Annotated in this window: 9 protein-coding genes and 1 tRNA gene; 6 read left to right on the forward strand and 4 right to left on the reverse strand. The window is 62.3% G+C overall.

Annotated features, from left to right (window positions below):
- Nucleotides 1-187: 187 nt before the first annotated feature.
- From NKI64_RS25015 to NKI64_RS25025, 3 genes are all read left to right on the forward strand, one after another.
- Nucleotides 188-1,318, forward strand: coding sequence for a hypothetical protein (locus tag NKI64_RS25015; protein WP_155921533.1), 1,131 nt, complete (start codon nt 188-190; stop codon nt 1,316-1,318).
- Nucleotides 1,315-3,984 (forward strand): DNA/RNA non-specific endonuclease, encoded by a 2,670-nt coding sequence (locus NKI64_RS25020; protein ID WP_023736610.1) that lies wholly within the window; start codon nt 1,315-1,317, stop codon nt 3,982-3,984. Before NKI64_RS25015 ends, NKI64_RS25020 begins: the two co-directional genes overlap by 4 nt.
- A gap of 111 nt (nt 3,985-4,095) precedes the next feature.
- Nucleotides 4,096-4,368: a hypothetical protein gene (locus tag NKI64_RS25025; RefSeq protein WP_023696133.1), complete on the forward strand. Its 273-nt coding sequence runs from the start codon at nt 4,096-4,098 to the stop codon at nt 4,366-4,368.
- A gap of 39 nt (nt 4,369-4,407) precedes the next feature.
- Here the strand turns inward: NKI64_RS25025 and NKI64_RS25030 are convergent.
- A tRNA-Val gene (locus NKI64_RS25030) sits at nt 4,408-4,482 on the reverse strand.
- A 127-nt stretch (nt 4,483-4,609) separates the two neighbouring features.
- Nucleotides 4,610-5,293 (reverse strand): phosphoglycolate phosphatase, encoded by a 684-nt coding sequence (locus tag NKI64_RS25035; RefSeq protein ID WP_023668981.1) that lies wholly within the window; start codon nt 5,291-5,293, stop codon nt 4,610-4,612.
- Between the two features lie 155 nt (nt 5,294-5,448).
- Here NKI64_RS25035 and rpiA point away from each other — a divergent pair, with 155 nt between their 5' ends.
- The 3 genes from rpiA (at nt 5,449) to gor (ending at nt 8,300) form a co-directional block, all read left to right on the forward strand.
- Nucleotides 5,449-6,180, forward strand: coding sequence for a ribose-5-phosphate isomerase RpiA (rpiA, locus tag NKI64_RS25040; RefSeq protein ID WP_023668980.1), 732 nt, complete (start codon nt 5,449-5,451; stop codon nt 6,178-6,180).
- Nucleotides 6,167-6,784 carry a DUF2059 domain-containing protein gene (locus tag NKI64_RS25045; RefSeq protein WP_023668979.1) on the forward strand — a complete coding sequence of 206 codons (618 nt, stop codon included), beginning with the start codon at nt 6,167-6,169 and terminating at the stop codon, nt 6,782-6,784. The genes rpiA and NKI64_RS25045 overlap by 14 nt, the downstream gene beginning before the upstream one ends.
- A 124-nt stretch (nt 6,785-6,908) precedes the next feature.
- Complete coding sequence (gene gor / locus NKI64_RS25050; protein ID WP_023668978.1) at nt 6,909-8,300, forward strand: glutathione-disulfide reductase; 1,392 nt, start codon at nt 6,909-6,911, stop codon at nt 8,298-8,300.
- Nucleotides 8,301-8,374: 74 nt separating this feature from the next.
- On the opposite strand, the gene mgtE is transcribed toward gor, so the two are convergent.
- Both mgtE and NKI64_RS25060 read right to left on the reverse strand, forming a co-directional pair.
- The gene (gene mgtE / locus NKI64_RS25055) at nt 8,375-9,742 is read right to left on the reverse strand and encodes a magnesium transporter (RefSeq protein WP_023714200.1); all 1,368 of its coding nucleotides are present in this window, start codon (nt 9,740-9,742) and stop codon (nt 8,375-8,377) included.
- Between the two features lie 290 nt (nt 9,743-10,032).
- On the reverse strand, nt 10,033-11,919 hold the full coding sequence (locus tag NKI64_RS25060; RefSeq protein ID WP_027050901.1) for an ABC transporter ATP-binding protein/permease: 1,887 nt from the start codon (nt 11,917-11,919) through the stop codon (nt 10,033-10,035).
- Nucleotides 11,920-12,140: the final 221 nt, after the last annotated feature.

Here is a 12,140-nt window from a genome sequence, read left to right on the forward strand (position 1 = left end):
AGAGATCAGCGCCTATTTCGACCTCAGGCTTCAACTGGCTGATCTCTACCCATTGCCTCCCGATTGGTTGCAGGTAACCAAGGACGCTGGAATCGTCGCTGGCGCCATCAACCTCCAGGGGGCGGCGCTTACAGTCTGGTTCAACATCCTTGACTATGCGTTGACCAATAAACTGTCGCAGGCGCTTATGACTGCCGTCGTGGCGCAAAATCCGCAGTGCGCGGCCCGGTTCAAGGCCTATCTGGACGAACTCGCCGCGGGCCAGAAACCGACGGCCGAGTTGCCCGGCATGACGACCGACGATCGGGTCAACACCGCGCTCGCAGGCTTCAACGCCGTCAACCAGCAGTCCAAGGACATTCAGGCCACGCTTGCCGCCGACAACGGCCTCACCAATGTCACCAGCCAGATCGATGTCCTCAAGACCTACAAGGACCTGCATGACCATCTGCAGAGTTTTCAATACGGCATCGGCAGCTTCCAGAACCTGCTGGTCGCCGCCCGCGACATGGGGGCCGACCTGGAGCAGGTCCGCGTCATGCGCAATTTCCTCAAAATATTGAAGCTCTTCTGTGTCTCTATCGGAGAGTCGGTCATGGAACTGCCGGCGGGGCCGGCGCTTCACGATATCGAGCAGGCCTGGCTCGACGACCTCAAGGCGGCTGCGATCAAGTTGCAGGCTGCCATCGATAACAAGTCTCCGGACGCCTACGACGCGCTGTTTGACGTGCGCACCGTGCTGCGCGTCGTGCCGTCGCGGCTCAACCAGCAGATTTTCGTCACGGCAAAGAACCTGCCCTTCGGACTTTTGGCCACCGGTCTAGATACGATAGCCGGCAAACTTCCTGCAGAAGAGCCGTCCGTGCCCTTGATCAAGGCCGCGCATGACGCGATCATGGTGCTGTCCTCGACCATCTATGCGCGCGTCGTCGAGCACAAGCTATGGCAGGACATCGACAACAAGCTGGCCAGCCTTACCGACATGATCGAGCCGATAGAAGGGGGCGCTGCGGCGGACAAGTCGCTGCCGTTCCAGTTTTCGCCGCTGTGGCGAAACCTGGAAGTGAAGGTCAAGGTTCTTGCCGACCTCGACCCCACTGGAGCGTGGCGGGCGACGCTCGTCGACTACTCCACCGACGTCAACGACCAGCTATCGCGCGAGACCGTCGATACCGCCTTCATCCTTGCCTTCGAAGCCTATCGGGACGAGGCCCAGCAACGCTTCGTCCAGGTCGATCTGGCGCTGAAAACGGAATGCGCCTCGATCGTCCGCGTCAGCACGCCTTTGCACAAGATCATTGAGGACCTGGGGCCATGAGCGATGAACTTGCGACAGGCACGGAGACCGAAACTCCGGCCGATTTTATTTCGCTGAGCGACATCCGGATCGCACATCTCGAGCTGATGCGCATCGCCAGCAGCAATGAAGCCGTCGACCCATCGATGAGCCGCAGCGACAAGGCCGGCGCCGAGACGACGGAAGCCAGCATCGACAACACGGCCCCCGATGCGCAGGCCATCCGCGACTTCCTGGCCAAGGCACGGCGCGCCGGCAGCACCATCGCGCGGGAATCCGACCGGCGCGCGGCGCAGCGCATACTCGATTATTGGTCCGCCGAACTAGTCACGCGGCCGGGCATCACCTCAGCCGACGTCAGCCCGGTGCGGCTCGCGTCTTTCGCAGGTGGCGGTGGGCTCGAAACAACAGAGCCAATTGCCGTCGCGGTTGACTCCGAATCGGCATCGCGTGAAATCAACGATTCAGGAACGGTCGCCATCGCCGTTCCTGAATCAATGGCCGTCGCGACCAAAGACGGTGCCGAATCCGGCGACGGCTTCGCATCCGACGACGAACTGAGTTCGGACGAGCTGACCGAGCGCTTTCGCATTCGCGTGGCCGCCCAGGCGCGGCAATGGAAGAACACCGGCTATCCCGGCTATCTCCTGCGCGGCGAAGCGCTGAAGGAGGCGGCGGAGCTGCCGCAGGGGCCGGACATCGCCGAGTTCGTCGAGGCGAGCGCCAAGGCGGAGACCGACAGCCAGAAGCAGCGCGATCGCAGCAAGAATATATTGATCGCGCTGTTTGCCATCCTGGCCGCGATCCTTGGGGCAACCACCTATTTCGCCTACGTCCAGAGAAATGACGCTGTTGACGCGCGCAAGGATGCCGAGACGACGGCGAGTGAGGTCGCAAAGCTCAATGGAAAGCTTTCCACCGCCCTTGAAAAGACGGAAGACGCACGCCAGCGAGCCGAGGCTGCACTTGCCGTTGCCGAGAAGAAGGCGGAAGACGCCGCCAAGACGCTGGCCGAGCAGCAAGCCACGCAGGCCACTTTGCGATCCGCGATCTTGCTTGTGGTCGAACAGCTCAAACTCGGCAGCGTGTCCCTGGACAAGTTGGCGCCCGATTTGCGACAGGGGGTGCTGGTCGAGCTGGCCGGGCAGGTCAAAAGCGGCGAGGTCGCGCTCGACCAATTGCCGGCGCCGCTGCGCGCCGCGCTTGAACCGCTGCTTGGCAAAGACATAGACAAACAGCCTAACGTTCTTTCGGGATACAAGGTCGATTTCATAGGGGCCACGATCGGCTTGCCCAGGATAACCGACGACCTGGCCAACGACGCCGTGGCGCCGCCGCTTGATTACATCAACTACTCGCTGGTCATGGGCCGAACTCATCGCATGGCCATCTATTCGGCCGTCAACCTGGATCGGTCGCAGAGGTTGCCGCTGCAATTCACCGCCAGCAGACTGAAACCCGACAGCCGATTGTCGGTCGACTACCAGCCTCGTCCCAACTGGTACTTTCGCGCGGACCGGCCCTGGCTGGCGGCGCGATTTGCAAGTGCCAGCGACATCGCCTGGGGTCCGGAGTTCGCCGGCGATCCGGCAACGGCGGCGCTCAAGCTGGCGCAGTATGCCTCTTTCCTGCCAAACACGATGCCGCAGCCGCGTACTTTCTACGGCAGCCGATGGGTGCCGCTCGAAAACTGGGTTCGCTCGCAGCACAATCCGCTCGCCAATCGGGTGACCATCTTCAGTGGTCCTGTCTTCCGGCCCGCGGACCAGCCGGTCGACGGCGTGCCGGTCCCTTATGCCTATTGGAAGCTCGCGGTGTCCTCGGTGTCGGCGGCCGTGAAGGGAGAGGTGAGGGAGCCGGAATTTGAGGTCGATGCGTTCTTCATTCCAGCCGACGCTACGGGGGCGTTCAACGTCGAGCAGTATCGGCTCCCGGTTGCCGAGCTTGAAAGGCTCACGAGCCTCAATTTCGACCCTCTCATCGAATGGACGGATTCACTGAAGAACCGCGGCCCCAATGGAACCGCGGCTGACGAACTGGCGGCTCGCGTCAAGCTGCTCGACGGCGCAAATGATGCACTGCGCGGTGACCTGATTGCCGTCCTCGAAGACGCAGACCTTCCGGTGGTCGAACGGCAGAAGGTCGTCGCGGCTCTCGTCGAGATGGCCGGCCTGCAAAGCATAAGCGGGCTGACACCGGCGGGGCGCCGCAACGTGCTTGAGACCCTGCTTGGGGTACCGCCTGAATTGTGGGAACGCCCGGACTGGCTGGCTGTGTTTGCCGGCGCGCGCCGGGCGGTTGCCGATCTCGCCCTTTCGGCAGCCGACGGCCAGACTGTTGTCGGTGAGCAGGATCGCAACGCACTCAACACGCTGAAGGACCGGCTGCGTATCCAGCAGAGCCCACAGACGGTTTACGTCCAGTTCGCCGGCATGGCGCGCGAGGACGCCGGGGCGCTTTCCGCAAAAATGCGGGCCTTGGGCTGGGGCATTCCAAACCCTGGCGAAGAACGTGTCGCCGCTGCCGCCGGCAAGAACGAAGTTCGCTACAACCCCTACAACGACGCCGACCGTGGCGCCGCCGAACTGCTGGCCGCCGACCTCACGGTTGCCGCTGGCCGACTGGTGACAGCCCGTGCGGTGCCGATCATCAAGGCCAACACATTGGAGATATGGACCAGCATATAGAAACACTGAAGGCCCGAGCGGGGCGAAGACAAGGGCGCGTAAAAAAGCCGCGATGCGCCGCTCACTATCGTCGCGACAAATACGGGCTGTTCTCACTCCAGAGGTTTTTACATGCGCACGCGTCACGCCGTCATGCTTGCACTTTCCGCGCTTTGCATTCCAGCCGTCTCCATGCCGCTGCAGAAAGCCAACGCGCTGGAGCCTGAAAAATACACGGTCTATTGCGCCAACGATCACATCGAGGTTTCGTTCTGGGATCTCGAGCAGATGAAGGTGCGCAACGGCTCCGATGTCTGCCAGTTCCAGAGCTACACGAGCTACTCAAGCGCCTTGAACTTCGCGCAGAAGAATTTTGGTGGGGAAGGGGCGAGTTGCAGCTGCTAGGAGTGCTGGCTTGGAGTGCGCTGTTCAGGGAAAGAAAGATGGTGGGCGATGCAGGGATTGAACCTGCGACCCCACCCGTGTGAAGGGTGTGCTCTCCCGCTGAGCTAATCGCCCGCTCGTTGCCCGAAGGCCAAGCGAGCCGCGATATAAGGGAGGCAGGGTCGTGAAGTCAAGGAGATGCGCCGGCCTTCTGTGCCTGAAATAGCCGAGGACAGGCGCTGCCGCGGAATCCCCGTTTCGCTCAGCCGGCCGCCGCTGCAATCAGCCGTTCCGCCAGGTCGAGCGTCAGCGCGTCGAAATGCGAAATCACCGCCGATGGCTCGAATTCCCTGACATGGCGGTCGGTGTAGCCGAAATCGACGGCGACGACCGGAATGCCGGCGGCCTTGGCGGTGTCGATGTCGATGTGCGAATCGCCGACCATCAGCGCATGATGCGGATCGCCGCCGGCGAGCCGGATGGTCTCGGTCAGATGGCGCGGGTCGGGCTTGCGGAAGGCGAACGTGTCCTGGCCGGCGATCGCGGCGAAATGCTTTGTCAGGCCGAGCGCCTCGATCAGCGCTTTCGAATTCGCCTCATATTTGTTGGTGCAGATGGCGAGCAGATAGCCGGCCTTCTCGAAGCGGGCGATGGCTTCGACGACACCGGGGTAGGGGCGCGACTTGCCGGGGATGTTGAGTGTGTAGTGGTCGAGGAACACCTTCAGCAGCCTGTCGTGCTCCTCCACCGCCAGCGATTTCTGCTGCGCGGTATGCGCGCGCTCGATCATCACCCGTCCGCCCTGGCCGACAAAACGCCGGAAGCCGGCCTCGTCGACAGCGGCAAGCTCGCTGGCGGCAAGGCTGTGGTTGAGGCTGTCGAGCAGATCCGGCGCCGTGTCGATCAGCGTCCCGTCGAGGTCGAACACGATGATCGGTTGGGTCATGGCCTGTCCTGTGGCTGATGCATTGCAGGCAGGCGATAGCGGCTGCGCTTCTTTCAGGCAAGCCGGTGCGAGCCAAAGTCTTTGACCCTGCGGGCAAAAGTGCTAGGAGCGCGCATCCAGAAAAATCAGAACCAAGCCAAACCCCTGGGGCGAGCATGGATGCGAGGCAGTTGAAAGTCGAGGCCGCGCGGGCAGCCCTTGCCCATGTCAGCGACGGCATGCGCATCGGCATCGGCACCGGGACGACGGCCGACGAATTCGTGCGGCTGCTGGCCGAAAAGATCGCCGCGGGCTTGACCGTCATCGGCGTGCCGACGTCGGAGCGCACCGCAGCCCTTTGCCGCGAACTTGGCGTGCCGCTGTCGACGCTTGAGGAAACGCCCGAGCTCGACCTTACCGTCGACGGCGCCGACGAGATCGACGCGGCGCTGACACTGATCAAGGGCGGCGGCGGCGCGCTGCTGCGCGAGAAGATCGTCGCGGCGGCATCTCAGCGCATGATCGTCATTGCCGATCGCTCGAAGATGGTCGACACCCTTGGCCGGTTTCCCTTGCCGATCGAAGTCAACCAATTCGGCCTGTGCGCGACCGAAATCGCGGTCGCGGCAGCGGCCAAAAGTCTCGGCCTTTCCGGCCCGGTTACATTGAGGATGACGGGGGGCCAGCCTTTTGTTACAGACGGCGGCCATTTTATCCTCGATGCATCTTTTGGCCGCATTCCGGATACAAGAGCGCTTTCTAATGCTCTCCATGCCATTCCTGGTGTGGTCGAGCATGGTCTTTTCATCGGGCTGGCGTCAGCGGCCATCATCGCCGGCGGCGACGGCATCCAAACAGTCCATGCCGCCCGAAAACCAGGGAGTTCTACCGATCATGATGTTGCATAACCGGGTTCGCAATCTTTGCGCCGTTCTGGCGGCTTCGGCCGTTTTCGCCTTCTCTTCCCCGGCGTTCTCGCAGGAGATCACGGAATCGCATCTGAAGGCGGCACGGGCGGCGGTCACGGCAATCCACGCGACCGACTCGTTCGACAACATCCTGCCGCAAGCGGCGGCCTCGCTCGAGCAGCAGCTCATCCAGAAGAACCCTGATATGCAGGAGCTGATCGGCAAGACCGTCAGCGAAAAGGCACTGGCGCTGGCCTCGCGCCGTGCCGATCTGGAGAAGGAAGCAGCGCTCGCCTATGCCAAGGTGTTCTCCGAGAAGGATCTCACCGACATCGCCGCCTTCTACAATTCCGATGCCGGCAAGAAGCTGCTCGACAACGGCCCCAACGTGACGCGCGAACTGGTCAAAGCCGCCGACATCTGGCAGAACGGCCTGGCGCGCGATCTCGCCCAGCAGGTCGGCGAAACGCTGGCAGCCGCCGCGAAGGCCGCTGCTCCGGCCGCGCCTGCGCCGGATAACGCAACTGCCCCCGCCGATGGCGCTGCACCTGCCGACGGCGATGCGCCCGCAGACGGTGACCAGCCGGAAGCGCCGAAGAACTAAGACGTCTGATTTCGCCACCGGCATCCTTGCCGCTGGACCAGAAAGCCCGGTGGAAACCGGGCTTTTCTTTTGGCTTCATGCAGCCTACCTGTCTCAAACATTTCTTGGGGCAAGGAACAGCAGCATGGCCGGCTACGACTACGATCTCTTCGTCATCGGCGGCGGCTCCGGCGGGGTTCGGGCGGCGCGCGTAGCGGCAGCGATCGGCAAACGTGTCGGCATCGCGGAGGAATACCGCTATGGCGGCACCTGCGTCATCCGTGGCTGCGTGCCGAAAAAACTCTATGTCTATGCCTCGCAATTTCCCGAGCATTTTGCCGACGCCGCCGGCTATGGCTGGACGGTGCCGGAGGCGAGCTTCGACTGGCCGACGCTGGTCGCCAACAAGGACCGCGAGATTGCCCGTCTGGAAGCGATCTACGAAAAGAACGTGAAAGGCGCCGGCGGCGAGACGTTCCACTCGCGCGCCATGCTGGTCGACCCGCATGTCGTGCATCTCCTGGGCGATGACCGCACCGTCACCGCCGACCAGATCCTGATCGCCACCGGCGGCCGGCCGGCGCCGCACCCGGCGCTGCCCGGTCACGAGCATTGCATCTTTTCCAATGAGGTTTTCGACCTCAAGCAACTGCCGAAGGCGATCATGATCGAGGGCGGAGGCTACATCGCCGTCGAATTCGCCAATATCTTCCATGGCTTGGGCGTCGACACCACGCTGGTCTATCGCGGCAAGGAGATATTGTCGCGCTTCGACATGGACCTGCGGCACATGCTGCACGAAACCATGGAAAAGAAGGGGATCAAGATCCTCTGCCACGCCGTGTCGGAATGGGTCCGCAAACGGCCGGACGGCAGGCTGGATGCGTTGGTCACCGGCGGCAAGGTGCTGACGATCGACCAGGTCATGCTCGCCATCGGCCGCCTCCCAAACACCGAGAATATGGGCCTGGAAGGCGTCGGTATCGAGCTCGGCATAACCGGCGCCATCGTTGTCGACCAGTATTCCCGCACCAACATCGACAACATCTGGGCGATCGGCGACGTCACCAACCGCGTGCAGTTGACGCCTGTGGCGATCCACGAAGCCATGTGCTTCATCGAGACCGCATTCAAGGGCAATCCGACCGCGCCCGACCACGACACCATTCCGACCGCCGTCTTCTCACAGCCGGAGATCGGCACCGTCGGGCTGTCCGAGGACGATGCCGTCAAGCGCTACTCCGATATCGAAATCTACCGCGCCACATTCCGGCCGATGCGGCACACGCTGTCGGGCCGCGACGAAAAGATGCTGACGAAGCTGGTGGTCGATGGCGCCACGCGAAAAGTGCTCGGCGCGCACATCCTCGGGCCGGACGCCGGCGAGATGGCGCAGTTGCTCGGCATTCCGCTGAAGGCCGGCGTCACCAAGGATGATTTCGACCGCACCATGGCCGTCCACCCGACGGCAGCGGAGGAACTGGTCACCATGTACAAGCCCACCTACCGCGTGAAGAACGGCGTGCGGGTCGATTGACGCCCGCGCGCTCGATCTTGAAGAACCCCCCATGGCAGCCGCTGTTGCCACCGCGATGGGAGGCCTGAAGCTTATTACAACAAAGTGCCGCGCAGGATGACCAGCGCCACCGAGAAATAGATCACCAGGCCGGTGACATCGACCAGCGTGGCGACGAACGGCGCCGAGGCGCTCGCCGGATCGAAGCCGATCCGTTTCAGCGCGAACGGCAGCATCGACCCCGACAGCGAGCCGAAGGTGACGATGCCGACGAGTGCTGCCCCCACGGTCGCCGCGATCAGCGGCCAATGCGGCCCATAATCGTAGAAGCCCATATATTGCCAGAGCGCGATGCGGCAGATGCCGACCACGCCAAGCATGGCGCCGAGCACGAAGCCGGTGGGCAATTCGCGTAACGCCACCCGCCACCAGTCGCGAAGGCCGATCTCGCGCAGCGCCAGCGCGCGAATGACGAGCGAGGTCGCCTGCGAACCGGAATTGCCGCCCGAGCTCATGATCAGCGGGATGAACAGAGTGAGCACGATCGCTTTTTGCAGTTCGCCTTCATAGCTTTGCATGGCATTGGCGGTCAGCATCTCCGAGATGAACAGCGCGCACAGCCAGCCGCCGCGCTTCTTGATCATGGCGAGAAAGCTCATCTTCATGTAGGGCTCGTCGAGCGCCTCCATGCCGCCGAAGCGATGCGCGTCCTCGGTCGTCTCCTCGATCATGGTGTCGATGATGTCGTCGATGGTGACGATGCCGAGGATCTTGCCGTGGTCGACGACGGGAACCGCGAGCAGGTCGTATTTGGAGATCGTCTGCGCCAGTGTTTCGCGATCGGTCAGCGGCGTCACCGTCACCGGGGCGCGATCCGGCGCCACCGACAGGATCGGATCGTCCGGCTCGCCGGTGATCAGCCGGCGCAGGCCGGTCGAGCGCACCAGCACATGCGTGTCTGGATCGACGATGTAGATGGCGTAGACGGTCTCCCGCGTCCGCTCCACCTTGCGGATGTAGTCGAGCGTGCGCCCGACGGTCCAGTCCGACGGCACGCTGACGAATTCGGTCGTCATGATCGAGGCGGCGCTGCCTTCGGGATAGCCGAGAATGGAAAGCAGCGTTGCCCGCAGCGGCGGGACCAACCCGCCGAGCAGCTCGGAGCGCGCCGGTTCGTCCAGTTCGCGCAGGATATCGGCGGCGCGGTCGACCGACATGGCGGTCAGGAGCTTGCACGCCTTGGCGCGCGGCAGCGCCTCGGCCAGATCGGAGGCGCCGTCGAGTTCAGGCTGGTCGAAGATCTCGACGAGCCGCTCGAACGGCATTTCGCAAAGCAGTTCTATCGCGGTATCGCGAGATTCCCGGTTCAGGGCCTCGACGACATCGGCGACGTGATCATTGGCAAGGATACGCGCGATAGCGACGGCATCGTCGCCCGCTACGACGGGGGTAAATTCGTTCATGGCTCACTCCTTGCCGTCCGGCGGGACGTGAGCCGTTAGAGGTCACATCGAGGCGGACGGCGGTTGCGTTCGACTACTGTCGCCAGGCATGGCGCGGTGACCTTTCTGCTCGCGGGTTCGAGTTGGAATTCAGCGAGCGGGCGCAACATAGGAGCGCATCTTGGCGAGTCAATCGCGGGAGTGGCGGAATACAGCCGGGAGCCGGCCCAATCGCGAGACTGTGATGATTATTGAAGGGGGAGGGAGCGAGTGCCCCGCCGCCAGTGGCGGAACGCGCTTCGGCGTGGCTGCTATTTCTGCTTCAGCCGGCGTGAAAAACGCATCCATTTGTCCTCGACCGGCCGCGGCTGCGTAAGGATGGTGGTGAGCTCGCGCGGAAGGTTCGGAACAAGCGGCCTCTTGGTGGCGACGCCGTCGGCGATCGCGACCACGCTGTGGTAGAATTCCTCGCCCGAGGCCGAGCGTGGCGCCACCGCCTCGTGCATGATGCTGATCACCGTGACATCGGGACAATTGTCCTTGATGGCCTGGTGGAAGGCGATCTTGCCATCCGGATCGAGCGCGCCGGTCGCTTCGTCGAGGAACAACAGTCCCGGTTGCTGCAGCACGATGCGGGCCACAACCAGCTTCTGCTTCTGGCCGCCGGACAGCAGCTGGTCCCAGATCTTTCCCTCGCGGCTTTCATCGGCCATGTGTTCGATGAAATCGCCAAGGCCGGCCTTGTGCAGGGCTGCCGCGACCTGCGCATCGCCATAGTCGTCCTCGGAGCCGGGCAGGCACACCAGCTGCTTCAGCGACACCTGCTGCAGCTTGACCTCCTGGGCGGCATAGAAGCTCCTCACACCGTCAGGGAAGACGATGGTGCCGCGGCCATAAGGCCACAAGCCGTTGATCGCCTTGATCAGCGAAGTTTTGCCGCAGCCGGATTCGCCCTTGAGGAATGCCCACTCGCCGCGCCGGAAGCGCAGATTGGCAGCACTCAGGAATGGCGTGGCGTCCTCGCCCTGATGCGCCAGTTCGAGCTTCTGGATGGTCAGGCCGAAGACGGGGTTCTGGCTGGCATAGTGGAAGTCGGACTGGCCGGTCTGGCTGTAGAAGTCTTGCGGCTGCTGGACGTTTTCGATGGCGTTCGCCAACTCAATGACGCGCTGGCTGTTGGCCCGCAACGTGGCGAGACTCGGCATGACATGGATGAACCACGAGCACTTGCTGATCAGCGCGTTGACCTGCTCGGAGCCGGTTACATACCCTGTGAAATCAACCTTGTTGTTGATGAAAGGCACAAGGCCCGGAGCAAAAGCGACAATTTTGGCCGCAACAAAATTATAGACCGATTCGAATCCTGAATAGATATTGTTGACAATATTGAACTTCGACCAAGTTCGGTCGATGTCGAGATAGAGCCGACCATGTATTTTCTTCTGGACTTCTTCGCCTCGCGCCGCTGACACATGGAAGCTCCGGCGCAGTAGCGTGAGCAGTTCGCCGCGATAGCTGCCTTCCGCCTTCTGCATCCTGATGTTGAGCCACTCGAGCATTCCGCCAAGTTTGACTGCGATCCAAGTGTTGAACGGCACGTAGATAGCGACCGCTAGAAGAGCGAGCACGACGCTACCGTAGCTGCCGAGGAACTCCAGCCCTTTTACCTCCACGGAGTTTGCAAGCAAAGCTCCCCCCACAAAGTACAGCGAGGTAAAGACGCCGAACACACCCTGTGCAAGCCCCAGGGCGCCACCAGTCATATCTTTAATCGATTCCTGCACGCGCTGATCGATGTTGTCGGGTGCCGGCGTGCCGGCCGAGCCATTCTGGGCGTGGTAGTGCGTGTGGTTGTTATCGAGGAGAGCTTCATTGAAGCGGCCATCCAGCCAGCCGCGCCATTTGCGATGCAGTGTCGCAGAGACAAGGCTTTTGATGGAAGTGATGCCCGCATCCTTGACCACGACCAGCAGTACCAGCAGCCCGGCATTGGTAAGAAGCGATTCAAGCGGCGCAGTATTCGCAGCATCGTGGAAAAAAGCGATGGAGTTTGACAGCTTTCCCATCGCCACCGTGAACCAGACGTCGGCCTTGCTCGATAGAGCAGTTAGCGCCGCGACCACCAAGGTCAGCGCCCAGGCTTCCCTCCACCGGTCCGAGAACCAGTAGGCCCGCATCAGTCCCCAGAAGGTCCGCATCGACGATACTGGCGTCAGGGGCGACGGCCCGGCGGGGGCGTCGCGGTTCCAAAGTGCCGATATTGAACGTCGCGGTCTGTCGACCCGAATCACAATCCCGCCCAAACCTTTTTTAGTTTTGTTACGGATAGTAACACCAATTGATCATTTTCTATGAATTTTATCCCGGCGAATGTGAGGCAGCCCACCCGCCGTTGCGATCGGGCAACAGTTGGTGCTGC

Source organism: Mesorhizobium sp. M0478, assembly GCF_040321305.1.
Taxonomy (GTDB): domain Bacteria; phylum Pseudomonadota; class Alphaproteobacteria; order Rhizobiales; family Rhizobiaceae; genus Mesorhizobium.

Bases quoted from the DNA above. Each gene is read 5' to 3' on its own strand.
- NKI64_RS25020 (WP_023736610.1), top strand. From the start codon at position 1,315: ATGAGCGATGAACTTGCGACAGGCACGGAGACCGAAACTCCGGCCGAT.
- NKI64_RS25060 (WP_027050901.1), bottom strand. From the start codon at position 11,919: ATGCGGACCTTCTGGGGACTGATGCGGGCCTACTGGTTCTCGGACCGG.
- rpiA (WP_023668980.1), top strand. From the start codon at position 5,449: ATGGATGCGAGGCAGTTGAAAGTCGAGGCCGCGCGGGCAGCCCTTGCC.
- gor (WP_023668978.1), top strand. From the start codon at position 6,909: ATGGCCGGCTACGACTACGATCTCTTCGTCATCGGCGGCGGCTCCGGC.
- mgtE (WP_023714200.1), bottom strand. From the start codon at position 9,742: ATGAACGAATTTACCCCCGTCGTAGCGGGCGACGATGCCGTCGCTATC.
- NKI64_RS25045 (WP_023668979.1), top strand. From the start codon at position 6,167: ATGATGTTGCATAACCGGGTTCGCAATCTTTGCGCCGTTCTGGCGGCT.
- NKI64_RS25035 (WP_023668981.1), bottom strand. From the start codon at position 5,293: ATGACCCAACCGATCATCGTGTTCGACCTCGACGGGACGCTGATCGAC.
- NKI64_RS25025 (WP_023696133.1), top strand. From the start codon at position 4,096: ATGCGCACGCGTCACGCCGTCATGCTTGCACTTTCCGCGCTTTGCATT.
- NKI64_RS25015 (WP_155921533.1), top strand. From the start codon at position 188: ATGACTGCCGTCGTGGCGCAAAATCCGCAGTGCGCGGCCCGGTTCAAG.